A 24,287-nucleotide genomic window follows, 5' to 3' on the forward strand; every position below is an offset into this window, starting at 1 on the left:
CCGTCAGCCGCTCGGACGTCGCTCACAACGCGCCCTTGGTCGAGGGGATCCCGGTCTGCCGCGGGTCGATCTCGCTCGCGTACCGCAGGGCCCGTGCCAGGGCCTTGAACTGGCACTCGACGATGTGGTGCGCGTTGCGCCCGTACGGGACGTGGACGTGCAGGGCGACCTGCGCCTGCGCGACGAAGGACTCCAGGATGTGCCGGGTCATCGTCGTGTCGTAGGAGCCGATCATCGGCGCCATGCCCTCGGGCTCGGTGTGCACGAGGTAGGGGCGTCCTGACAGGTCGACGGTGACCTGTGCGAGGGACTCGTCCAGCGGCACGGACGCGTTGGCGAACCGCACGATGCCGCGCTTGTCGCCGAGCGCCTGCTTGAAGGCGGCGCCCAGCGCGAGGGACGTGTCCTCGATGGTGTGGTGGCTGTCGATGTGCAGGTCGCCCTCGGTCTTGACCGTGAGGTCGAACAGGCCGTGACGGCCGAGCTGGTCGAGCATGTGGTCGTAGAAGCCGACACCCGTACCGACATCGACCCTGCCGGTGCCGTCGAGGTCTATCTCGACCACCACCGACGTCTCCTTGGTGGTCCGCTCCACGCGGCCCTTGCGCGTCATGTGTCGCTCTTCTCCTTCAGCTCCTTCGTCACGGCTCGCACCGCGTCGAGGAACGTGTCGTTCTCCTCGGGCGTCCCCGCTGACACCCGCAGCCAGCCGGGCACTCCGTTGTCCCTGACGAGGACACCGTGCGCCAGCAGCGCCTCCCACACCGCGTGGGAGCCGGCGGCGCCGTCGAAGCGCCCGAACTGCACGAAGTTGGCGTCGGACTCGGTGACCTGGCATCCCATGGCACGCAGCTCGTCCACCAGCCTGTCGCGTTCCGCCTTGAGCTGCTCCACGTATCCGAGCAGCGTATCGGTGTGCTCCAGCGCGGCGAGCGCGGTGGCCTGGGTGACGGCCGAGAGGTGGTACGGCAGCCGTACGAGCTGTACGGCGTCGACCACGGCCGCGTCGGCTGCCAGGTAGCCGAGCCGCAGCCCGGCGGCGCCGAACGCCTTGGACATGGTGCGCGAGAGCACCAGCGTCGGGCGGCCCTCGATCAGCGGCAGCAGCGAGGGATGGTGCGAGAACTCGCCGTACGCCTCGTCGAGCACCACCAGCGCGCCATGGCCGTCCGACCTGGCCGCCTGCGCGGCCTCGTACAGCGCGAGAACGGTCTCCTCGGTGACTGCCGTACCGGTGGGGTTGTTGGGCGAGCAGATGAAGACGATGTCCGGCCGCTGCTCCGCGATGGTGCGGACCGCGGCGTCGATGTCGATGGTGAAGTCCTCGTTGCGGGGCCCGGAGAGCCAGCCGGTGCCGGTGCCGCGCGCGAGGAGCGCGTGCATCGAGTACGAGGGCTCGAAGCCGAGCGCCGTGCGTCCCGGGCCGCCGAACGCCTGAAGGAGCTGCTGGAGCACCTCGTTGGACCCGTTGGCCGCCCACACCTGCTCGCGGGTGACGGGGTGGCCCGCCGTGCGTGAGAGGTAGTGCGCGAGCCCGGCGCGCAGCTCGACGGCGTCCCGGTCGGGATACCGGTTGAGGTCGCGCGCCGCCTCGGTGACCCGCTGGGCGATCCGCTCGACGAGCGGATCGGGCAGCGGGTACGGGTTCTCGTTCGTGTTCAGCCGCACCGGCACGTCCAACTGGGGCGCACCGTACGGGGACTTGCCGCGCAGCTCGTCCCTGATGGGAAGGGAGTCGATGTCGTTCACGATCCCTCAGGCGCCTTCCAGCCGCTGCGGCCTTCTCGTTCGTCTCCGACAAAACGTGCCCGCAGCGCGTCGCCGTGTGCGGGCAGGTCCTCGGCGTCGGCGAGCGCGAGGACGTGGTGGGTGACGTCGGCGAGCGCTTCCTTCGAGTAGTCCACGACGTGGATGCCGCGCAGGAAGGACTGCACCGAGAGCCCGGAGGAGTGGCAGGCGCAACCGCCGGTCGGCAGCACGTGGTTGGAGCCGGCGGCGTAGTCGCCCAGTGAGACGGGCGCGTAGGGGCCGACGAAGACGGCGCCCGCGTTGCGTACCCGTGCCGCCCAGGAGGCGGCGTCCTCGGTCTGGATCTCCAGGTGCTCGGCCGCGTACGCGTTGACGACGGCGAGGCCGTGCTCCAGCGAGTCGACCAGTACGACCCCGGACTGGCGGCCGGCCAGCGCCTCGGCGATGCGCTCGCTGTGCTTGGTGGCGGGTACCTGCGTCTTCAGCTCGGCCTCGACGCCCTCGGCCAGCGCCTCGGACGGGGTGACCAGCACGGCCGCGGCGACCACGTCGTGCTCGGCCTGGCTGATCAGGTCGGCGGCGACGTGCACGGGGTCGGCGCTGTCGTCGGCGAGCACCGCGATCTCGGTGGGGCCCGCCTCGGAGTCGATGCCGATGACGCCCTTGAGCAGGCGCTTGGCCGCAGCGACGTAGATGTTGCCCGGACCCGTCACGAGCTGCACGGGGGCGCACTCGTCGGTGCCGTAGGCGAACATCGCGACGGCCTGCGCGCCGCCTGCCGCGTAGACCTCGTCGATGCCGAGCAGGGCGCACGCGGCGAGGATGGTGGGGTGCGGGAGACCGGCCCACCTGCTGTTGTCCGCCGCGGCCTGCGGCGGCGACGAGACGGCGAGCGAGCCGACGCCGGCCTCCTGCGCGGGAACGACGTTCATGACGACGGACGACGGGTAGACGGCCCTGCCGCCGGGGACGTAGAGCCCGACCCGCTCGACGGGCACCCAGCGCTCGGTGACGGTACCGCCAGGTACGACCTGGACCGTCGAGTCGGTGCGGCGCTGGTCGCGGTGGACGATACGGGCGCGGCGGATGGACTCCTCCAGCGCGGAGCGTACGGCCGGGTCCAGTTCGGCCAGTGCCTCGGTCAGTGCCTCGACGGGCACCCGCACCCGGTCCAGACGTACGCCGTCGAACTTCTCCGTGTACTCGATCACCGCCGCTGTGCCACGATGCCGCACGTCCTCGCAGAGCGGGCGCACCGTGGCGAGCGCTGCCTCCACGTCGAGTTCGGCCCGGGGCAGCAGGTCGCGGTCGACCACGCCGTTCGCCGGGGCTGAGGTCACGTCGGCGGATGGGGTTCCCTCCGGGGAGGAACCACGCAGATCGATTCGGGAGATCACAGGTCCAAGTCTCTCAGACCCATAGGACGTACCGGCCGTCCGTATCAATGGCTGATACGCGTCACTCAGGACGATCGTCGCCTCGCGCGTTCAGCCGGTCACGGAGCGGGAAAGGGAAGCGTACGACCGTCAAGTTCGAACACGTTCGCCACCGCGTCCGCTTCTTCGCGCCGATGATCCGCGCGGACGCCACGGCTGCGTACGCCACGACCACGACAACTGAGGGGGAGAGCGCGTGAGCGAGCCTTCGGACCCGGGTGAGCCGCCTCCGGGGCTGCAACCGACCACCGCCGAGTGGGGGCTGTGGCAGGCGTTCCGGAACGGCAGCATGTACGACCTGGCCTCCGGGGAACCGGAACTGGACGACCCGAACGGCGATCACGTGTGGGGCCCGGAGCGCACCCTGCGTGCCCGTGTCATCGCCATGCTGCTGCTGCACGGCCCGCCGCCCCTGATGGGCAGGGTCGCCTCGCTCCACCTGACCGGCGCCTACATCACGGGCTGCCTGGAGCTGTCCGGCGGTGTCGTCGAGCCCTACTTCGAGATCACCGGCTGCCGCTTCGAGGAGGAGGTGCGGATGACGGACACCCGGATCAACACCGGGCGCTTCGTCGACTGTTACGTGCCGCGCCTGGAGGCGGCCAGGCTCACGGCCGAGGGCGATCTGCACCTGCCCCGGTGCAGCGTGCCCGAAGGCATCAAGCTGACGGACGCCACGATCGGCAGCGACCTGCTGCTCAACGAGTCGACCGTGGGCAGTGGCCGCCGTATCCGCGCCATCACGGCCGACGGCATCACCATCTCGCAGGAGCTCCAGGCCAGCCTGCTGGTGACCGACGGGCAGGTCAGCCTGCGCGGCGCGACGATCGGCAGCTCCCTGCACATGTTCGGCACCGTGCTGCGCAACCCGCGCGGACGCTTCGCGCTGTACGCGCCGCAGATGACCGTCGAGCAGGTGGCGAGCTTCGCCGACGCGGACAGGGGCAGCGCACCCCAGATCTACGGCGCGACCCCGCCGACCGGTACGCGCTACGACTTCAGCACCCACGGTGGCACCAGGTGGCGCACCAAGCACTTCGAGTGCACGGGCGGCATGGTGCTCGACGACGGGCGGTTCGGCTCCTCGCTGGTGATCGACAACGCCCGCCTGGACATGCAGCGCGACCAGGAGCTGTCGCTGCGGCGCCTCACGACACCGGAACTGACCTTCACCCCGCAGCTGCCCGAACGCGGCCTCGTGGTGCTGTCGGGCGCGACGGTCGAGAAGCTGATGGACCGCACCTCCAGCTGGCCGCGCGACGAGCGGCTGTGGATGGCGGGCTTCACCTACCAGCACGCGATCCCCAAAGAGGGTCACTTCAACGTCCGTGAGCGCCTCCAGTGGGTCACCTCGGCCACCGCCGAGTACGCGCCCGAGCCCTACGAGCAGCTCGCCGCGATGTACCGCAACAGCGGCGAGGACACCAACGCGCGTGTCGTGCTGCTGGCCAAACAGCGCCGCCGCCGCGAGACGCTGCCGCTGCTGGGCAAGTTGTGGGGGTACCTCCAGGACTGGACGGTGGCCTACGGCTACCGCCCGGGACAGGCGGCGGTCTGGATGGGCGTGCTCTGGCTGACGGGCACGCTGCTGTTCGACGCCAACCGGCCGCCCGCGCTCAAGGGCGACGAGGCACCCCAGTGGAACGCGGCGCTCTACACCCTCGACCTGCTGCTGCCCGTCATCACCTTCGGCCAGGACACGGCGTGGAACCCGGTGGGCCGCTACCAGTGGGTCGCTGCCGTGATGATCCTGCTGGGCTGGATCCTGGCGACCACCGTCGCCACGGGCGCCACACGCCTGCTGCGCCGCCAGTAGCCGCAGGGCGCTGCGGCGCCGGTAGCCGCAGGACCGCAGGGCGGCTGCCGGGTGGCCTGCCGGGTGCTGTCTGGTGTGACTCCTGTGACCGGAACGCGCCAACACCGCCGGAGGCTTTAGGCTTACCGGTTGTGACAACCGCGCTCCCGCTCTTCCCGCTCAACTCGGTGCTGTTCCCGGGCCTGGTGCTGCCGCTGAACATCTTCGAGGCGCGGTACCGCGCGCTTATGCGCGACCTTCTCGCCCTGCCGGAGGACGCGCCGCGCAGGTTCGGCGTCGTGGCCATCAGGGACGGCCGCGAGGTCGCGCCCACCGCGCTCGGCCTGCCGGAATCCGCGCCTCCACCTGGTACGGACCCCACAGCGGGGTTCGGCAAGGATCCGCTCGCTTCCTTCTACACGGTCGGCTGCGTCGCGGACGCCTCGACGATCCGCGAGCGCAGCACGGGCTCGATCGGGCCGGCCGAGTCGCCCGAGGAGGAGGCAGCCATGGCCGACCCCCGTATGAGCACCACGGGCTACGAGGTGCTGGCCACCGGCACCTCCCGGTTCCGGCTGCTGTCCGTCGATGTCTCGGGCCCGTATCTGACCGGTGAGGTCGAGGAGCTGCCCGAGGAGGAGGGCGACGGCGCCGGCGCGCTGGCCTCCGGTGTGCTGCGTGCCTTCAGGGCGTACCAGAAGCGGCTCGCCAGCGCCCGCGAGCGCACCATCGCCGCCGGTCAGGAGCAGGAGCTGCCGGACGACCCGTCCGTGGTCTCGTACCTGGTCGCCGCCGCGACCGTGCTGGACACCCCAGCCAAGCAGCGGCTGCTCCAGGCGCCCGACACGGCGACGCGGCTGGCGGACGAGCTGAAAATCCTTCGCCGCGAGACCTCGGTCATCGGTAAGCTCCCGTCGCTTCCGGCCCCGGAGCTGACCCGGGGGCCGACCAGCCCCAACTGACCGTACGGAACGCAGGCAGCTAGGCAGCACAGCCGTGGCCAAGAAGAAGTCCAGGCAGCAGTCGGCGGCGACGCCCGCCACCGTCGCCGCCACCCGCGCGGGCATCCCGTTCACCACCCACGCCTATGAGCACGACCCGGCCGCGGCCTCGTACGGCGCTGAGGCCGCCGAGGCGCTGGGTGTGGCCCCCGAGCAGGTGTTCAAGACACTCGTCGCGGATGTCGACGGTGCGCCGACCGTCGCCGTCGTGCCCGTCTCGGCCTCCCTCGACCTGAAGGCGCTGGCCTCGGCCGCGGGCGGCAAGCGCGCCACGATGGCGGACCCCGCGGCTGCCGAACGCACCACCGGATACGTACGCGGCGGGATCTCGCCGCTCGGGCAGCGCAGGAAGCTGCCCACCGTGCTGGACGCCTCGGCGGCCGAGCAGCGCACGATCTGTGTCTCCGCCGGCCGGCGCGGGCTGGAGATCGAGTTGGCCCCCGAGGACCTCGCGGCCCTCACCGAGGCGATCACGGCGCCGGTCGCACGCTCCTGAATACGCCGTACGCAGTGCCGAATACACCGTCATACGCCGTGCGCGGACCGAATACGCCGTCCGCGGGGCTTCCCAGGGGTGCGGGGCAGCGCTACGACTGACCCATGTCGAAACGAACGCGTAAACGCCGCTGGCGCCTCAAGAAGAACCGCGCCAACCACGGCCGCCGTCCCGCGTAACCACGCCCCTGGCCGTCCCCGCGGCTGTCGCGGCAGTCCTCACCGCCGCCATGGCCGCCTCTAGCGTTCCGTGTTCTCGTTCCACTCCGGCGGCGCCTGCACCACGGCGGACTGCCGCTCGGCGGGCAGGTCGGTGGGCAGGAAGATCGCCGTGAACAGCAGATGGAGCGCGGCGGCTGCGAAGGGCCAGGCGAGGAGTACGCCCTTGGCCTGGAGCTTGAGCGGCGCGTCGAACGTCGCGTTCCTGCCCGCCTCCTTCGCGGCCCGTACGACATCCGTCTCAGGGCCCAGCAGCACCCCGGTGCGCCAGGCCAGCAGGGAGCCGAGCAGACCGCCCACGGCGAGGCCGACGACGATGCCGACTCCGCCGTGCCTGCGCAGGAAGTAGACGAGGACGCCGGTCAGGGCCCCGAAGGCGAGCCCGAGCAGCGCGAAGGTGCCGTCGGCACCCATCGCCTCTTCGCCCTCGGGATCCTTGAGGTAGACCGCCTTGCCGTCCGTGAACAGGGGCACCTTCGGCGCCAGCCACACCCACAGCAGTCCGAACAGCACCCCGAGGACGGCGACGCCCAGCACACACAGGGCAGCGTCCCGCAGCTCGCGCCGTACGATCGCTCCGCCCGCACCGCCGCCCCCGTGCTGGCCACCCATGTACGAGGGCGGCGCCGCAGGAACGGACGGGTCCGCGTGGGACGACTGCATGTAGGGGGACTGCGCGTAGGGAGACTGCGCGTGGGGGGACCCGGCCCCGTGTTGCCCGGCGTCGGACTGACCACCGGAGCCGCCGTCCGTCCGCGGGGACGAGTGCGAGGAATCCGGGTTGTGTGAGGAGGGCGTCGGTACGGTCACTCCGCCATCGTGCCAGGCCCCCGCCGCGCCGCGAGCCCCGACCCTCGGGCGGCCCCGGCGGCGGCGCCGTGAGCCCCGTACCCCGGCGCCGCACGCCGCCGGAACGCGCCGTCTCAGCGCGTGGCGGCCCAGCGGTAGGCCCGGGTGGCCAGGGCCAGCGAGAGCACCCCGACAGCCGCGCACACCCCGAGATCCAGCAGAACGGCGCCCCAGTCGGGACGCGCCTCGAAGGTCCTGGCGAAGGCTTCGACGCCGTACGTGGACGGCAGCAGATCCCGCACCCACTGGACGACCAGGGGCATACCCCCGGCCGGGAGCACGCCCAGCAACAGCGCGGCGGACATCCCCAACTGGCCGCACAGCGTGGCGAGTTCCGGCCGGGGTGCGAGCAGCCCGAGGGCCGCACCGAGCCCGGCGAGCGCCGCACCCGCGAGGGGGATGACGGCGACGAGCACCCACAGCCCGCCCAGCGGCAGCTGGAAGAGCACGCTCCCGGCGACGGCGGTGACCAGGACTCCGGGCACGGTGAACGACGCGTAGGCGGCTGCGGCCCCCAGTACGACGGAGGCGGCGGGCACGGGCAGCGTCGCGTAGTGGTCGAGGCCGCCGCTGGCCCGCAGCTGACCGAAGTACTGCGCGAGCAGGTTGAGCGCGACGAAGGCGACCACCAGCACGCTGGACCCGGCCACCACGGCACGCGCCTCGGCACCGCCGTCCACGACGCCGCGCATGAGGATCATGATGCCGAGCGACTGGAACGTGGCCACGAACAGCAGCGGGATACGCGCCACACGGGCCCGCGAGAGCTGCGCGCGGTAGACGGCGCCCAGCGCGGGCCACAGCCGCGCGCGGGGCGCCAGCACGGCGGGCCCGTTCACTCCGGCCCCCGCACCGCGGGCCCCGGCGGGCGCGGCCCGCTCCACCGTCACGGCCCCAGCGCCCGGCGGCGCGTCCACGACCACCGCTCTGTTCTCCGCAGCCGTACTCACACGACCCCGCCCCTCGCGTTCCTCGTACCTCGCGTGCTTTCCGTGCCCCTACGCCGGACAGCGCCTGCGTGCCGGGGGCGGCCCGCGTCTCGGGGGCCGCCGGTGCCTCGTCGGCCGTCCGTGCCCCGGGGGACGCCTGTACTGCGCTGACGGTCCATGCCCGTGCCGGTGACCGTTTCCATGCCGGCGTCCAGCCCGGTGTCCATGCCGGTCTCCGTGCCGAACGCGCTCACGCCTTCACCAGGCCCTCGACTCCGTCTCCGCCGGGCTCACCGTGCTCACCGGGCTCGCCGTTCGTGCCCTCCGGCCGCCCGCCGAGCGCCACGTACACGTCCTCCAGACTCGGCGTGGCCAGCCGGAAGTCGTCCAGCGCGGCGAAGGCGGGGCCGCCGGTGACGAGCGCGACCGCTTCGCGTGCCTCCTGCGGGGAGAGCCGGAGCGTCCAGCGGCGGCCCGAGGCCCGCGCCGTCACGCCCAGCGCGGCGACCTCCGGGATCTCAACGGGCGCCCTCTCACGCCACACCAGCTCCAGCCGTACCTCGTCCCCGACCTTCGCCTTCAGTCCGCCCGGGGTGCCGCAGGCGATCACTCTGCCCCGGTCGAGGACGGCGACCCGGTCGAGAACCGTCTCGGCCTCGATCACGTTGTGCGTCACCAGCAGTACGGTCGCGCCCTGTTCGGCACGCCTGCGGTCGATGGCGGCCCACACGGCGCGGCGCGCGTGCGGGTCCATGCCGGTGGTCGGCTCGTCCAGTACGAGCAGTGGCCGCTCGCCCACCAGCGCCGAGGCGACGCACGCCAGCCGCCGCTGGCCGCCCGAGAGCTTCTTGAGGGGCCGTCCCGCCAGCGGCTCCAGTCCGAGTTCGGCGAGCACCTCGTCCCGGGCCGCACGCGCAGCCGCCGTCTCCAGTCCGCGCAGCCGCGCGGTGGTCTCGGCCGCGAGCCCCACGGTCAGCTCGTCCAGCGCGCTGGACTCCTGGCCGAGGTAGGCGAGCAGCCGCGAGGCCCGCTCGGGATGGCGTACGAGATCGTGCCCCAGCACCTGGACGGAGCCCTCGTCGGGCCGCAGCAGTCCGGTGAGCTGGCGTACGAGTGTGGACTTGCCCGCGCCGTTGGGGCCGAGCAGCCCGAAGATCTCGCCCTGCCGCACATCGAGGCCGATCCGGTCGCTGGCGCGTACGGCCGGAGCGGCGGGGGTGCCTCTGCGCGCGCGTACGGGGGGATATGTCTTGACGAGCCCCTCGACGCTCACCGCGCTCACGGCGCGTGACTCGGCCCGGTTCGGCGTCTCCACGCTGTCCACCGAGCTGTCCACCGCCTGCCGAGTGCCCGTTCTCACGAACTATGAGGGTACGCGCCCCAGCTTGCGTGCCTCCGCCTGGGCCCTGTCAGTCGCCCGCCGGAGCGTGTTCCGGTGAGGTACCCGTACGGGTGTCGACCTCGCGCCAGAAGCCGGCCCTGATCGCGTAGCGGTCGTGCTCGTCGATCTGGTCGTCCTTGTGCGCGAGGAGCCCGAACCTGGCGGCGTAGCGCAGGAGTTCACCGTCGATGCGGTGCGGGATACGGGGGTACTCGGTGGAGAGCTGTTCCAGGTGGGAGGCGGTGGTGAGCCGTTCGATCCAGCGCCGCGCGAAGACCTGGCCGACCTCGAAGGGGTCGCCGCTGACCGCGGTGATGTCCTCCTCGCGGTCGGCCCATCGCTGCTCGGCCGTGGTCAGTTGCGCCAGCATCGGCAGCGCGGCGGTCTCGGGCGCCTCGCCGGCCGTACCGCGTTCCACCCAGCCCCTGTCGGAAGACCAGCGCAGGGTGGCACCCGGCGGTCCCGTGGCCCCTCCCCCCGGTGGTGCCGGGCGGCCGAGCCCCGCGAGGTCCTTGGGCGTGGGCACACCCGGCGTGGGCACGCCCGTGCTCTCGCCACGCGGCGGGGCCGAGGGGTCCGCCGCGCCCCTGGCACCCTCGGCGGCCCCACCGGTCGCGTGCGCCTCGTCCACACCCTCGGCGAGGCGTTCCTTCTGCGGGGGCGCCCCTTCGGGGGACTCGGGGGACGGCTGCCGGTCGGCGCCGCTGCCGTTCTTCGCGGTTTCGGGCAGCGGCGCCGAGAGGATCGCGGCGATCTCGGGCCGGGGCGCCGGCTGCGGGGCGCAGACGCCGGTGAGGTCGCGGGCGTGGACGACGGGGGTGATCCAGGTGCGGTCGAGCACCCGGCGCTCGTCGGCCTCGGCGACGAGGTCTTCTGACTGGTTGTAGTCACCGTCGGCGGCCTGGACGGCCCACAGATGGACGGCGACGCCGTGCTCCTTGGCGGACATCAGCCCGGGCAGCAGGTCGCCGTCGCCGGTGACGAGCACGATGTCGGAGCACGCCCGGTTACGGGCCAGTTCGGTCAGCTCCGCGTGCATGGCCGCGTCGACGCCCTTCTGTGCCCAACGGCCGTCACTACGGGTGAGAGCACCCAGCCGCACGGTCACCCGGGGCATGACGCGCAGCCTGCGGTGCTCGGGCTGGGGCACCCGGTCGGGCGCCCCGTCGAACCAGTAGATACGGAGCAGCGCGCGCTCCGTATCGGCTTCGGCCTGCCGGCGCAGCGCTTGGATCAGCGCGGCGTGGTCGACGCTGATCCGGGAGCGGGTCGGTTCCCCCGCCAGCAGACTCGCGGCGGCGCCCAACAGGTAACCGGCGTCCACAAGGACGACGCAGCGGTCCACGACGTTCCACCCACTCTCGGTCATGACGTACAGCCGAGGCTGTGCCTGCGCGTGCTGGCCGTTCGTCCCCGTGTCTTTCGAGTCTGCCCGACCGCGCGGGCGTTATCAGCCGGAACTCGATCATCGGCGTGGCGTTCCAGCCGCTGCCGAGTCGGTGGCGGCGCCTTCGTGAAGGCCGAACGGTCACCCTCTCACACACGGTAACTGTCGGAAATGCGCGGTATGTCGAGGTGTGTAACGCTGATCGCGGCCAGATGTCCGGAGTCCCCCAGGAGGCGATCATGGCCAAGAACAAGGGCAAGGGCAAGAACCGTCAGCAGCAGCGGCAGCAGAACCGCTCGGCCGAGGAGCAGACGCAGGAGCAGGTCAGGAATTCGGGCATGGAGCAGACCAAGGCGCAGGGCAGCCCCGCCGATGTGGCACGCAAGCATCAGCGGCGCTTCGGCCACAACTGACCGCAGCGCGGCGGCCGGCGGCGCGTGAACGCGCCATGAGGGGCAGCACGAGGGGCACCCCGGGTTCGCGGGGTGCCCCTGCTCGTCACTTCACTTCCCGCGCCGCCGCGCCCGAGCCGGCCCACCTCAAGCGGGCCCAACTCCCCGCCGGGCACAGCACCGTCGTCCCGGAGCCGGAGCCGGAGCCGGACCACGGCACCGTCGTCCCGGAGGCGGACCCGGACCACGGCACCGTCGTCCCGGTACGGCGCGTCCAGGACCTGCCGGTGCCGCTGCCGCGGGGCCGGGAGTCAGCTCGCCAGACAGGCGGGGCCCAGCAGCTCCTTGAGGTCGCCGAAGAGTGCGGGGTCCGGCGTCACCCTGTGCCGGTCGAGGCGCAACACCGTGGTTTTGCTGGCGCCTTGCAGCCGTACCCGCACCTCACTCGCGCCCCGGTGCTGCGTGAGGACGTATCCCAGCTTCTCCACGAGCGGCGGGGTGATCTTCACCGTGGGGATGGTGATGGTGACCGGCGCGTTGGACGACGCCTCGCTCAGGTCGGGGATCATCAGCTCCATCGCGACCAGCCTGGGCACGTCCTCGCGCTTGTCGAGGCGCCCCTTGACGAAGACGACGGCGTCCTCGATCAGCTGGGTGGAGACGAGCTGATAGGTCGCGGGGAAGAACATGCAGTCGATGGAACCGGCCAGGTCCTCGACGGTGGCGATGGCCCACGCGTTGCCCTGCTTGGTCATCTTCCGCTGGAGTCCGGAGATGATGCCGCCGATGGTGACGATCGAACCGTCGGAGTAGTCGCCGCCCGTGAGCTGCGCGATGGCCGCGTCCGCCTTGTCGTTCAGGACGTGCTCCAGCCCGAACAGCGGGTGGTCGGAGACGTACAGACCGAGCATCTCGCGCTCCTGCGCGAGCAGATAGGTCTTGTCCCACTCCTCCTCGGAGAACTCCACATCGAGCCCGAAGCCGGGCCCCGAGTCCTCACCGGCGTCGCCGCCCAGGTCGCCGAAGAGGTCGAACTGCCCCTCGGCCTCCTTCCGCTTCACCTGCACGACGTTGTCGATCATCGGCTCGAACTGCGCGGTGAGGCCCTTGCGGGTGTGCTTCATCTCGTCGAAGGCGCCGGCCTTGATCAGCGATTCCACGGTGCGCTTGTTGCAGACGACCGCCTCGACCTTGTCCAGGAAGTCGGGGAAGGAGACGTACTTCCCCTTCGCCTTACGGGACTTCACGATCGAGTCGACCACGTTCTGGCCGACGTTCCTGACCGCCGTCAGACCGAAGACGATGGTGGAGTCGTCGCTGGCGGTGAAGTTGGCCTCCGACTCGTTCACGTTCGGCGGCAGCACCTGGATGCCCATCTTGCGGCACTCGTTGAGATAGACGGCCGACTTGTCCTTGTCGTCGCGCACGGAGGTGAGCAGCGCGGACATGTACTCGGCCGGGTAGTTCGCCTTCAGATACGCGGTCCAGTACGTGACCAGGCCGTACGCCGAGGAGTGTGCCTTGTTGAAGGCGTAACCGGCGAACGGCACCAGCACGTCCCAGACGGCCGTGACCGCCTCGTCGGAGTAGCCGTTGTCCCGCATGCCCTTCTGGAAGTTCACGAACTCCTTGTCGAGAACCTCCTTCTTCTTCTTGCCCATCGCACGGCGCAGCAGGTCGGCCTGGCCCAGGCTGTAGCCCGCGAGCACCTGCGCGGCCTTCTGCACCTGCTCCTGGTACACGATCAGGCCGTGGGTGATGTCGAGGACGTCCCTGAGGGGCTCCTCCAGCTCCGGGTGGATCGGAGTGATCTCCTGCTGGCCGTTCTTGCGCAGGGCGTAGTTGATGTGCGAGTTCATGCCCATCGGGCCCGGGCGGTACAGCGCGGAGACGGCGGAGATGTCCTCGAAGTGGTCGGGCTTCATCATGCGCAGCAGGGAGCGCATGGGCCCGCCGTCGAACTGGAAGACGCCGAGGGTGTCGCCCCGGCACAGCAGCTCGAACGTCTTGGCGTCGTCCAGCGGAAGATCGAGGAGCTTGAGGTCGATGTCCTTGTTCCGCTGGATCATCTTGACCGCGTCGTCCATGATCGTGAGGTTGCGCAGCCCCAGGAAGTCCATCTTCAGCAGGCCGAGCGACTCACAGCTCGGGTAGTCCCACTGGGTGACGACCGTGCCGTCGTTCTTCGGCGAGAAGATCGGAGCGTGGTCGATGACGGGCTCGCTGGACATGATCACGCCGGCCGCGTGCATGCCCATCTGGCGCACCAGGCCCTCGATGCCCATGGCGGAGTCGATGACCTTCTTGACGTCCGGCTCGTTCTCGTACATCGCCCGCACCTCGCCCGCCTCGCTGTAGCGCGGGTGCTTCGGGTCGGTGATGCCGGAGAGCGGGATGCCCTTGCCGAGCACATCGGCGGGCATGGCCTTGGTGATCCGGTCACCCATCGCGTACGGGTAACCCAGCACGCGGGAGGCGTCCTTGATCGCGGCCTTGGCCTTGATGGTGCCGTAGGTGCCGATCATGGCGACCTTGTCGGATCCGTACTTGTCCGTGACGTAGCGGATCACGTCACCGCGCCTGCGCTCGTCGAAGTCGATGTCGACGTCCGGCATGGAGATGCGCTCGGGGTTGAGGAACCGCTCGAAGATCAGCCCGTGCACGACCGGGTCGAGGTCGGTGATGCCCATCGCGTACGACACGATCGAGCCCGCCGCAGAACCACGGCCCGGACCCACCGCGATGCCGTTGTCCTTGGCCCAGTTGATGAAGTCGGCGACCACGAGGAAGTACCCCGGGAAGCCCATGTCGATGATGACCTTCATCTCGTAGTCCGCCAGCTCCTGGCGGTCCTGCGGGACGCCGCCGGGGTAGCGGCGCGCCATGCCGCGGCGCACCTCCTCGCGGAACCACGACACCTCGTCGAACCCCTCGGGGACGTCGAACTTCGGCATCAGGTTCTTCGGCTCGAACATGCCCTCGGTCTCGACGCGCTGCGCGACGAGGAGCTGCGTGTTGCGGCAGCCCTCCTGCCACGCGTCCGAGGAGTCGATGGCGTACATCTCGGCCGCGGACTTGAGGTAGTAGCCGGAGCCGTCGAAGCTGAAGCGGTCGGGGTCGGAGAGGTTGCTGCCCGTCTGGATGCACAGCAGGGTGTCGTGCGCTGCCGACTCGCTCGCGTACGTGTAGTGCGAGTCGTTGGTGACCACGAACGGGGCGTTGATCTTGCGCGCGATCCGCTCCAGGCCGGCACGCGCCCGCTTGTCGATCTGGATGTCGTGGTCCATCAGCTCGACGAAGAAGTTCTCCTTGCCGAAGATGTCCTGGTACTCCCCCGCCGCCTGGAGGGCCTCGTCCTCCATGTCCAGCCGGATCTTCGTGCTGACCTCGCCCGAGGGGCAGCCGGTCGTCGCCATCAGCCCGTCCGCGTACTCAGCGAGCAGCTCGCGGTCCATACGGGGCTTGCGGAAGAAGCCCTCCAGGCTCGCCCGGGACTGGGCCCTGAACAGGTTGTGCAGCCCCGTCGAGTTCCGCGCCCACATCGTCATGTGGGTGTAGGCGCCGTTGCCGGAGACGTCGTCGCGCTTCTGGTGCGGGGTGCCCCACTTGACCGGGCGGGTGTTCCTGCGGTGGTCGGGCGCCAGATACGCCTCGATCCCGATGACCGGTGTGACCCCGGCGGCCTTCGCGGAATGGAAGAAGTCGTACGCCCCGTGGAGGTTCCCGTGGTCGGTCATCGCGATATGGGACATGCCCATCTCGTTACAGGCGTTGAACATGTCCTTGAGGCGGGCGGCCCCGTCCAGCAGCGAATACTGCGTGTGCACATGCAGATGCGTGAAGGGCTGCTCACTCACGACGAAGGCCACCTCCGGGCACGGGCTTCTGGGGCGAGTGAGGAGTCTACGACCCGCCACTGACAATCCCCGCGCCCCGGGCACCACCCTGGACCCGTACACGTTGGCCCCTCCGTACGAACCGAACCGCACACCGGAGCGCACCCATGATCAAGGCGGGCACGACAGAAGAACGCGGCGAGCAGATCCTGGAGGTCTTCGACACGGCCTTCGGCACCCTTCTGCAGGCCGACCCCACCGCCTTCCAGACGAAGTTCCGCAAGATGGCGGCCTCGGCCTTCGCCTTCTACCGGGGCACAGCCTGCCTCTTCTACGCCGACCTGGACGGCGAGCGGAACGAGGGCCCGTTCCAGAACGAGCGCACCAGCCGCGTCTGGATGCACGGCGATCTGCACGCCGAGAACTTCGGCACCTACATGAACGCCAACGGCCGCCTGCTCTTCAACGTCAACGACTTCGACGAGGCGTACGTGGGCCCCTTCACCTGGGACCTCAAGCGCTTCGCCGCCTCCGTGGCGCTCCTCGGGTACAGCAAGGCGTTCAGCGACGCGCAGATCACCACCCTGGTGACGACGTACGCCACGGCCTACCGCGAGCGGATACGGGCGCTCGCCTCGGGCGCCCCCGAGAACGAGCCCCCCGCACTCACCCTGGACACCGCGCGGGGCCCCGTACTGGACGCGCTGCGCGACGCCCGCGCCAACACCCGCTTCGGGCTGCTGGGCACGATGACCGAGATCCGCGACTGGGAGCGGAGGTTCACCCCGGGCGGCGGCGCGATCGAGCTGGACAAGGACACCCGCGCGACCGTGCTGGACGCCTTCGACGCGTATCTGGAGACGCTCCCGCACGGCGAGGCACGCGACCGGCCCGGAGCGCACCGGGTCAAGGACGTGGTCGGCCGCAGGGGCATCGGCATCGGCAGCGCGGGCCTGCCCTCGTACAACATCCTGCTGGAGGGGCACAGCGACGCGCTGGAGAACGACCTCGTGATCTACATGAAGCAGGCCCAGACACCGGCCGTCTCCCAGCACATCACCGACCGTGCCGTACGCGACTACTTCCAGCACGAGGGCCACCGCACGGTGATCTCGCAGCGCGCGCTCCAGGCGCACGCCGACCCGTGGCTGGGCTGGACCGAGCTGAACGGCTCCGGACAACTGGTGGCCGAGGTCTCCCCGTACGCCGTCGACCTGGACTGGTCGGATCTGGCTGACCCGGCCGAGATCGCGCAGGTCACAGCCGACCTGGGCCGCGCGACGGCGGCCATGCACGCGGCGGCGGACGAGGCCGAGTCGGGGCACAGCCTGGTGCCGTTCTCCACGGAGCGCGCCATCGACGAGGTCATCGGGGCCGACGAGGAGGGCTTCACCACCATGCTGGTGGACTTCGCACACGACTACGGAGCCACGGCCCGCCGCGACCACCAGATCTTCGTCGACCTCTTCCGCAACGGCCGCATCCGGGGCGTCTAGCCAACGGCGCCCCAAAGGGGCGCGGGGAACTACGCGCCAAGCCACAACGGGACAGGGCGGCCGGGAGAGCACCACCAGGGGCACTCTCTTCGCGCAGCACCGGAGAGCGCAGCGCCGGAGCAGTCGGCGCCTGGGGGCGCCCCGGATACAGAGGCGCCTCCGAGCCCGGCCGTACCGCACAAGCGCGCACCGTACGGAGTGGACAGCAGAGAGTGCCCACCCTTTAGGGACCACTTATGTGATCCCGTGGCAGACTCGGGCGGCGATGGACATGGGAGCGGCAGGCATACGGACAGCACGGGCTGCGGTCTTCACCGCGCTCTGCGTCACACTGTCCGCCGGCGCCCATGTGCTGCTCTCCGGCTCCCCCGTGCCCCTCACCCCGCTGCTCGCCGTCTCGGCCGGCGTCTTCCTGCTGGCCTTCGCCCTCGCGGGCCGTGAGCGCGGTTTCGGGCGTATCGCCTCGCTGCTGATCCCGCTGGAGCTGGCGGCCGACACGGTCTTCACCACGGGCCAGCACGCCTGTTACGGGCAGGCGGGCGGCCCCGTCGCCGGGCCCCTGCGCTCGGTCGGCTTCGACCTGCTGTGCGGCGGCGGCAGCGTGGGTACCCCGCTGGCGCGGATGGCGACCGGCGGCGGAGGGGGCGGCGCCCTGCCGCTGGGCACCGACGGCACGGCGGGACCCGCTGTCCCCTGGGTGCTGCTCGCCGCGCACATAGGCGTCGGCCTGCTGGCGGCCTTCTGGCTGCGGCGGGGCGAGGCCGCCGTGGCCCGGCTGATGCGCGCGGTCGCCGCGACCGCCTTCCGCCCGCTCCGCCTCGCGGTCGCGGTCTGCCGTACGGCGGGCCAGCGCGTGATCCCCGCCCGTATGCCGCGCACGGCGGACGCCCGTACACCCCTCGCACTGCCGCTGCTCACCCACTCCGTAGCGCGCCGCGGTCCGCCCGTACTCGCCGCCTGAGCGGCTTTGAACACGGTCCGCATTCGCGTACGTACACACGGAGAAGAAACGTCATGAGCAAGCGCAACAGCCAGGAAGCCAAGCGCGTGGCCCGCGAGAGGCTGCGTGTCGAGCGGGAGAAGCAGGCGAAGAAGGAGAAGACCCGGCGGCAGCTCGTCGTCGCGGCGTCGGTGGTGGCGGTGCTCGCCGTCGTCGCCGGTATCACCGTCTTCGTCGCCGGCATGAACGACAAGGACTCCAGCGGAACCGACATGGCCGTCACGGCCGGCGGTGCCAAGGCCAAGAAGACGATCGACCTCTACGAGGACCTGCGCTGCCCGGCGTGCGCACAGCTGGAGCAGACCATGGGCGAGACGCTCAAGCAGGGCGCCGACGACGGCAAGTACAAGCTGCGCCTGCACTTCGGCTCGATCATCGACGACAACATGGGCGGCGAGGGCTCCAAGAACGCCACCCGTGCACTGGGCGCGGCGAAGGCCGTGAGCCTGAAGGCGTTCACGGAGTACCACGAGACCCTGTACTCGAAGGAGTTCCACCCGGCGGAGCAGGAGGACAAGTTCGCCGACAACAAGTACCTGCTGAAGGTCGCGGACGAGGTCCCCGAGCTGAAGAACAACAAGACCTTCGAGAAGGCCGTCAAGAGCAGCAAGTACGACAAGTGGGCCAAAGACATGATCTCCAGCTTCAAGGGCGCCGAGGTCCAGAGCACGCCCACCGTCAAGATCGACGGCAAGAAGGTCGAACCGCAGAACCTCCCGGCCGAGCTGAAGAAGATGGGCGTCGACCTGAAGTCGGGCGGCGAGCCGGAGGAGAAGAAGGAAGAGAAGAAGTAGAGAAGGCGAACATGTAGCGGTCACGCGGTGACCGACGCGCCACGGGCAGGCCACTTCCCCTTCGTGGCCTGCCCGTTGCCGCGCACCGCAGGCACCGCCGCCCCCCGCCGCCCGTGCCCCTCGTACGGCGGGGGCCGGCGGTCACCGCTGCCGCGGTACGGGCCAGCCCGTACGCTGACCCCCATGGCTGGGGGCACACAGGGAGCACGCGGAGAGCGCGGACAGATCATCGACGGCCGTTTCGAGCTGCTGGAAAAACTCGGTGCGGGCGGCATGGGCACGGTATGGCGGGCGCGCGACACCGCGCTGCACCGCGAGGTGGCCATCAAGGAAGTACGGCCGCCACTGGCCGAAGGCGAGGAACCAGCCCCGGGCGAACCGGGGTGGGGCGATCCCCGGCGGCAGGACTCCCAGGGCAGGCGGGCGCTGCGCGAGCGCGTCCTGCGCGAGGCACGCGCCCTGGCCAGGCTCAGCCACCCGCATGTGGTGACGATCCACCACATCGTGGACGAGGGCCCCTATCCGTGGCTGGTGATGGAGCTGGTCCCCGGCTCGCTCGAAGCACGCCTGGAAGAGCGCCCGTTGGAGCCGCGAGAGGCCGCACGCATGGGCCTTGAGGTACTGGGAGCGCTGCGCACCTCGCATGCGGCAGGAATCCAGCACAGGGACGTCAAGCCGGCCAACGTGCTGCTGCGCGAGGACGGTTCGGCCGTCCTCACCGACTTCGGCATCGCGGCCCTCCAGGGCTCGGCCAGCGTCACGGCGACCGGAGAGTTCCTCGGCTCCCCCGAGTACATCGCGCCCGAGCGCATCAGGAGCAGCGACGACGACCCGGCCAGCGACCTGTGGTCACTGGCCATGACCCTGTACGTGTGCACCGAGGGCCGCAGCCCGCTACGCCGTACGACGACGCTGGCGACGCTCGCCGCCGTACTGGACGACCCCGTTCCGCCCCCCGTACGCAGCGGCGCCCTGGCCCCCGTCCTGGAGGCCGTACTCGTACGGGACACCACCGTGCGGCCCGGTGCCGAGGAGCTGAGCCGCATGCTGGCGGACGTGGCGGAAGGCCGCGCTGTCGCGCCCGCCACGCCCACACGGGTCGACATGAGCGCTCAGGGGCTCCACACGGCCCCCACAACGTCCCAGGCCGGCCCTGCCCTGCCCGGCCACCGCCAGTCCGGCACACCGCCGCACGGCCAACTCCAGCCCGGCACGCCCCCGCAGGGCCAGGCGCACCCCGCGTTCGGACCGCCGCACGGCGCCGGAACAGCGGGAGGCGACGGAACAGCGGGAGGCGACGGGGCGCCAGGTGGCGACGGGCCCGGGAAACGGCGTGGGCGTACGGCACTCACCGCCGTGGGCGTCGTCGTGGTCGCCGCACTGATCGCGGGCGGCGCCTACGCGCTGACGCGCCCCGGCGGCGACACGGGTGACGACACGGGCGACGCGGCCGACGGCTCGGCGGGGCCCGCCACTTCCGCCCCGGCCTCCCCCGGCTCCTCCGCCTCCCCCGGGAACGACGGGAAGCCGACGAAGGGGCCCTCACAGCCCACGAAGGGCCCGGGCAACGGCACCGCGAGGCCCGGCATCGGCCTCGCCAACTCCTGGGTGGCGCAGCTCGGTTCGGTCGCCAAGAGCGAGGGCACGGAAGCCCGCGACAAGATGAGTGCGGCGCTGAACGCCAAGACGGACGCGGTGCGCTATGTGGACAGCGACAAGTTCGCCTCTCTGCGCCCCGGCTACTGGATGTTCTACCACTCGGTGTCGCCCCACGGCTTCCCCGACGGCCACCGGGCCGCGGCCTGGTGCTCCAAGAACGGACTCACAGGATCCAACCAGTGCGCGGGCCGCTACGTGAGCCACAACAGCGCCGACCGCGTCTACATCTGTGCCCCGAAGACGGACCGCGTCATCGGCCGCTGCTCACGCTGAGCCGCCGGCTCCCAGCGCACCGACAGGAACGGCGTCCTACTGGCTCTCAGGAAAGACGACGCGCTACAGGCTCGCAAATGACGTCCTACTGGTCGGCGAGGGCGTTCCCCCGCCCCGCGAAAAGGCGCCCTGCCGGTCGCCGGGAACGCTCTACAGGCTCTCCAGGAACGCGAGCGCCGTGTGCCAGGTGCGCTCGGCCGCTTCCTCGTCGTAGTCGTCCAGCTGTGCGTGCGTGTACAGGTGCCCGGCTCCCGGATAGTGGTGCACCTCGACATCGGCGCCCGCGCGCCGCATGCGCAGGTACCACGCGTTCAACCAGTCGTGCGACTCGAACGGGTCGGGGTCGGCGACGTGCAGCTGTACGGGCAGCTCGTCGACGGAGGCGTCATCGGCGATGTCCGAGGTGCCGTGCAGAAGGAGCAGCCCGCGTGCCTTCTCGTCCGCCAGGGCGAGGTTCTGCGCGATCGAGCCGCCGAGCGAGAAGCCCGCGTAGACGGGACCCTGCGCGGCGAACGGGGCCGAGGCCGTGACGGCCGCCTTGAGCAGCGCGTCCCTGCCGATCGCGTCCTTCAGGTCCCTGCCCTCCTCCACGGTGGCCGGCGTGCGCCCGTCGAAGAGGTCCGGAGTGTGCACCTCGTGCCCCGCGGCACGCAGCCGCCCGGCCGCCGCGTGCACGTCCGGCGTCAGGCCGTACACGGAGTGGAACAGAATGATCGGTGCCGCTGCCACAGGTGTCACATCCTTCACAAAGGGCCTCGGGTAAGCGCCTGAAGCCGGTTCCCCCACATGGTGCCAGGTACGGTCAGCGGTGGCCGTCACACGGCCACCGCACGACCGCCCAGGTGGGCGGGCGTGCGGCATCCCGTCCCCGAGGAGAAAGACGACCATGGAGAACGTGCTACGACCCGTCATCGTCTTCGGTGGCGCGATCGTGCTGGCGTACGTCCTCGCCTGGGCCGTCGACCGGCTGCTGGTCCGCCTCGACACACGGCACCCCGAAACCCCGATGTGGGGCCTCCTGCGGCGCTGGCGCGTACCGCTCCAGGCCCTGCTGTTCGTGGCGCTGGTCAGCGCATTCTTCGACAACACACACCTGGCCAAGGACCACAGGGACGGCGTCAACCTGTGGCTGACGATCATCCTGATCGGGGCCACGGCCTGGCTCATCCTGAGAATCGTCGCGGCCATAACGGAGACGATCGCCACACGGTTCGCGGGCACCACCCACGACGCCGCACGCGGCAGGCGCGTACGGACCCAGCTCACGCTGATCCAGCGCCTGGTCACCGCCGTCGTCACGGTGATCGCCGTCGCGGCCGTGCTGCTCCAGTTCCCCGGCATGAAGACGTTCGGCACCTCCATGCTGGCCTCGGCCGGTGTACTCGGCATCGTCGCCGGTATCGCCGCCCAGTCCACGCTGGGCAACCTCTTCGCCGGGCTCTCGATCGCCTTCGGCGACATGGTGCGGATCGGGGACGAGGTCGTCGTGGACGGCGAGATGGGAACGGTCGACGAGATCACCGTCTCCTACCTCGTCCTGCTCACCTGGGACGAGCGCCGCATCACCATGCCGGTCTCGTACTTCACCAGCAAGCCCTTCGAGAACTGGTCACGCGGCGGCCCCCAGCAGACCGGCACGGTCTACCTCCAGCTCGACCACGCCGCGCCCGTCGCCGAGCTGCGTAACAAGACCGAGGAACTGGTGCGTGCCAGCGACGAGTGGGACGGCCGCAGCTGGAGCCTCGTCGTCACGGACACCACACCCACCACCATCGAGGTACGCGCCGCGATGACGGCCCGCACCTCCGACGACCTGTGGACGCTGCGCTGCGCCGTCCGCGAGCAGCTTCTCGACTGGCTCAGGACCCACCACCCCGAAGCGCTCCCCGGAATCCGCGTCACCCGCCCCGACAAGCACCTCTGAGGAGGCACCAGGACCGGGGCTGCCGGAGGTCTCCCCCGGTGGCCCCTGGCCACCGGGGCGGCCTGTTCACGTGCCCCGGTAGCTGCGCAGGTCGAGCTGGTGGAGCACCCGGTCGACGACCTCGGGGTCGATGCCCGCCTCGCCGCGCGCCGCCAGCACCTCGTGCCGCGCGGCGGAGAGCAGCTCGCCCTGCAGCTCACGCATCTTCTTCAGCCGGGCAACGCGCTGTACGTGCGCTGCACGCCGTTCCTCGTCGACGATCTCCGGCGAGATCCGCACGCTGACGTCCCACGCGCGCCGCGCCAGCGCTTCGGAGACCTCCTCGGGAAGGTCCTCGACCTCCTCGATCTCCCTCAGCCTGCGCCGCGACGCCTTGGCGACCCGGATGGCGAGCTGGCGCTCCAGCTCCCGTTCCACCGCGCTGTCGGCACGCACCTTCAGCCGCCGTACGAGCCACGGCAGGGTGAGCCCCTGGAAGATGAGCGTCACTATGACGACGGCGAACGCGATGAAGATGATCGCGTCCCGGCCCGGAAAGGCGCCGCCTCCGGCTCCCGGGTCGACGGACAGCGGTACGGCGAGCGCCAGCGCGACCGAGGCCACCCCGCGCATCCCGGACCACCACACGACCACGGTCTCGCGCCAGTTGCGCGGAATGTCCTCGTCCACGTCCTTCAGCCTGTGCAGCCGCTGCGCCAGCCACGCGGCGGGCAGCAGCCACAGCAGCCGGAGGATCACGACGACGGCGACCACAGCCAGCGCCGCCGGCAGCAGTTGGTGCCAGTCCTCGCGCATGGTGCCGACGATGGTGTGCAGTTCGAGCCCGATCAGCCCGAAGGCGACACCGGTGACGAGCGTGTCCACGATCGACCAGAACGTCTGTCCCGCGAGCCGCCCCTGTACGTCGTCCGCGTCCACGGCCTTGCTGGAGGAGAGGTAGAGCGCCGTGGTCAGCACGGCGAGCACGCCAGAACCCTTCAGCTCCTCGGCGAGCACATACGAGGCGAACGGCACCAGCAGCGTCAGCCCGGTCTGGAGCGTCGCGTCGCCGAGGTACCCCAGCAGCTTGCTGGCCCCCCACCCGAGCGCGAGCCCGACGGCGACGGCGACGACCCCGGAGAGCACCAGCTCACCCGCGGCGACGGGCAGCGAGAAGGTGCCGGTCACGGCGGCTGCGATGGCCACGTGGTAGAGGGTGATCGCGGTCACGTCGTTGAACAGGCCCTCGCCCTCCAGCGCGGAGACGAGCCGCCGCGGCAGTCCGACGTTGCCCGCGACGGCGGTCGCCGCGACCGGGTCGGGCGGCGCGACCAGCGCGCCCAGCGCCACGGCCCCGGCGATCCCGAGCCCCGGCACCAGCGCGTTGGCGACGGCCGCGACACAGGCGGTCGTCACGAAGACCAGCGCGACCGCCATCAGGAAGATCGGCCGCTTGTTCGCCGCGAACTGCCGCCAGGACGTGCGCTGCGCCGCCGCGTAGATCAGCGGCGGCAGTACGAGCGGAAGGATGTACTCCGGCGGGAGCGAGACATTCGGGATGGTCGGGATGAGGGCCAGCACGCCGCCGAAGATCGTCATCAGCACGGGCGAGGGCAGCCCGATCTTGTCCCCGACGGGGACCATGACGACGGCGGCCAGCAGCAGTGCGAAGAAGAGGGCGAGCTGGTCCATG

Annotated in this window: 20 protein-coding genes; 10 read left to right on the forward strand and 10 right to left on the reverse strand. The window is 70.8% G+C overall.

Annotated features, from left to right (window positions below):
* Positions 1-22: 22 nt before the first annotated feature.
* The 3 genes from hisB to hisD are packed head-to-tail and all read right to left on the reverse strand — an operon-like array spanning position 23 to position 3,146.
* Positions 23-613: an imidazoleglycerol-phosphate dehydratase HisB gene (gene hisB / locus NMN56_RS25705; protein ID WP_274041752.1), complete on the reverse strand. Its 591-nt coding sequence runs from the start codon at positions 611-613 to the stop codon at positions 23-25.
* Positions 610-1,749: a histidinol-phosphate transaminase gene (locus tag NMN56_RS25710; protein ID WP_274041754.1), complete on the reverse strand. Its 1,140-nt coding sequence runs from the start codon at positions 1,747-1,749 to the stop codon at positions 610-612. The genes hisB and NMN56_RS25710 overlap by 4 nt, the downstream gene beginning before the upstream one ends.
* A complete protein-coding gene (hisD, locus tag NMN56_RS25715) occupies positions 1,746-3,146 on the reverse strand; it encodes a histidinol dehydrogenase (RefSeq protein WP_274041755.1) in 1,401 nt (466 codons plus the stop codon). The genes NMN56_RS25710 and hisD overlap by 4 nt, the downstream gene beginning before the upstream one ends.
* A 235-nt stretch (positions 3,147-3,381) precedes the next feature.
* Between hisD and NMN56_RS25720 the strand changes: the two genes are divergently transcribed.
* The 4 genes from NMN56_RS25720 to NMN56_RS43320 all read left to right on the forward strand — a co-directional run bounded on the left by NMN56_RS25720 (position 3,382) and on the right by NMN56_RS43320 (position 6,656).
* On the forward strand, positions 3,382-5,001 hold the full coding sequence (locus NMN56_RS25720) for an oxidoreductase (protein ID WP_274041756.1): 1,620 nt from the start codon (positions 3,382-3,384) through the stop codon (positions 4,999-5,001).
* Positions 5,002-5,132: 131 nt separating this feature from the next.
* Positions 5,133-5,942, forward strand: coding sequence for an LON peptidase substrate-binding domain-containing protein (locus NMN56_RS25725; RefSeq protein ID WP_274041757.1), 810 nt, complete (start codon positions 5,133-5,135; stop codon positions 5,940-5,942).
* A gap of 34 nt (positions 5,943-5,976) precedes the next feature.
* On the forward strand, positions 5,977-6,477 hold the full coding sequence (gene ybaK, locus NMN56_RS25730) for a Cys-tRNA(Pro) deacylase (protein WP_274041758.1): 501 nt from the start codon (positions 5,977-5,979) through the stop codon (positions 6,475-6,477).
* 104 nt (positions 6,478-6,581) lie between these two features.
* Positions 6,582-6,656, forward strand: coding sequence for a 50S ribosomal protein bL37 (locus NMN56_RS43320; protein WP_430542707.1), 75 nt, complete (start codon positions 6,582-6,584; stop codon positions 6,654-6,656).
* 60 nt (positions 6,657-6,716) lie between these two features.
* Here NMN56_RS43320 and NMN56_RS25735 read toward each other — a convergent pair whose 3' ends face one another.
* The 4 genes from NMN56_RS25735 to NMN56_RS25750 all read right to left on the reverse strand — a co-directional run bounded on the left by NMN56_RS25735 (position 6,717) and on the right by NMN56_RS25750 (position 11,199).
* A complete protein-coding gene (locus NMN56_RS25735) occupies positions 6,717-7,358 on the reverse strand; it encodes a hypothetical protein (protein ID WP_430542702.1) in 642 nt (213 codons plus the stop codon).
* Positions 7,359-7,618: 260 nt separating this feature from the next.
* Complete coding sequence (locus NMN56_RS25740) at positions 7,619-8,461, reverse strand: ABC transporter permease (protein WP_430542708.1); 843 nt, start codon at positions 8,459-8,461, stop codon at positions 7,619-7,621.
* A gap of 262 nt (positions 8,462-8,723) precedes the next feature.
* A complete protein-coding gene (locus NMN56_RS25745) occupies positions 8,724-9,788 on the reverse strand; it encodes an ABC transporter ATP-binding protein (protein WP_274041952.1) in 1,065 nt (354 codons plus the stop codon).
* 94 nt (positions 9,789-9,882) lie between these two features.
* Positions 9,883-11,199, reverse strand: a complete 1,317-nt coding sequence (locus NMN56_RS25750; protein WP_274041953.1) for an NYN domain-containing protein — start codon at positions 11,197-11,199, stop codon at positions 9,883-9,885.
* A gap of 281 nt (positions 11,200-11,480) precedes the next feature.
* On the opposite strand from NMN56_RS25750, the gene NMN56_RS25755 reads away from it, so the two are divergent.
* Complete coding sequence (locus tag NMN56_RS25755; protein ID WP_274041760.1) at positions 11,481-11,654, forward strand: hypothetical protein; 174 nt, start codon at positions 11,481-11,483, stop codon at positions 11,652-11,654.
* Positions 11,655-11,944: 290 nt separating this feature from the next.
* Here NMN56_RS25755 and dnaE read toward each other — a convergent pair whose 3' ends face one another.
* A complete protein-coding gene (gene dnaE, locus NMN56_RS25760) occupies positions 11,945-15,490 on the reverse strand; it encodes a DNA polymerase III subunit alpha (protein WP_274041761.1) in 3,546 nt (1,181 codons plus the stop codon).
* 146 nt (positions 15,491-15,636) lie between these two features.
* Between dnaE and NMN56_RS25765 the strand changes: the two genes are divergently transcribed.
* From NMN56_RS25765 to NMN56_RS25780, 4 genes are all read left to right on the forward strand, one after another.
* Positions 15,637-16,965 carry a DUF2252 domain-containing protein gene (locus NMN56_RS25765; protein ID WP_274041762.1) on the forward strand — a complete coding sequence of 443 codons (1,329 nt, stop codon included), beginning with the start codon at positions 15,637-15,639 and terminating at the stop codon, positions 16,963-16,965.
* A gap of 265 nt (positions 16,966-17,230) precedes the next feature.
* Entirely contained in the window at positions 17,231-17,926 is a 696-nt protein-coding gene (locus tag NMN56_RS25770) for a hypothetical protein (protein WP_274041954.1), read from the forward strand.
* 53 nt (positions 17,927-17,979) lie between these two features.
* Entirely contained in the window at positions 17,980-18,759 is a 780-nt protein-coding gene (locus tag NMN56_RS25775) for a thioredoxin domain-containing protein (RefSeq protein WP_274041763.1), read from the forward strand.
* 183 nt (positions 18,760-18,942) lie between these two features.
* Positions 18,943-20,691 carry a serine/threonine-protein kinase gene (locus tag NMN56_RS25780; RefSeq protein WP_274041764.1) on the forward strand — a complete coding sequence of 583 codons (1,749 nt, stop codon included), beginning with the start codon at positions 18,943-18,945 and terminating at the stop codon, positions 20,689-20,691.
* 150 nt (positions 20,692-20,841) lie between these two features.
* Here NMN56_RS25780 and NMN56_RS25785 read toward each other — a convergent pair whose 3' ends face one another.
* On the reverse strand, positions 20,842-21,429 hold the full coding sequence (locus tag NMN56_RS25785; RefSeq protein WP_430542703.1) for a dienelactone hydrolase family protein: 588 nt from the start codon (positions 21,427-21,429) through the stop codon (positions 20,842-20,844).
* A 148-nt stretch (positions 21,430-21,577) separates the two neighbouring features.
* Between NMN56_RS25785 and NMN56_RS25790 the strand changes: the two genes are divergently transcribed.
* Positions 21,578-22,615, forward strand: coding sequence for a mechanosensitive ion channel family protein (locus NMN56_RS25790; RefSeq protein ID WP_274041766.1), 1,038 nt, complete (start codon positions 21,578-21,580; stop codon positions 22,613-22,615).
* 66 nt (positions 22,616-22,681) lie between these two features.
* On the opposite strand, the gene NMN56_RS25795 is transcribed toward NMN56_RS25790, so the two are convergent.
* On the reverse strand, positions 22,682-24,286 hold the full coding sequence (locus tag NMN56_RS25795) for a Na+/H+ antiporter (protein ID WP_274041767.1): 1,605 nt from the start codon (positions 24,284-24,286) through the stop codon (positions 22,682-22,684).
* Position 24,287 lies beyond the last annotated feature (1 nt).

The organism is Streptomyces iconiensis (assembly GCF_028657195.3).
GTDB classification, from domain to species: Bacteria; Actinomycetota; Actinomycetes; order Streptomycetales; family Streptomycetaceae; genus Streptomyces; species Streptomyces iconiensis.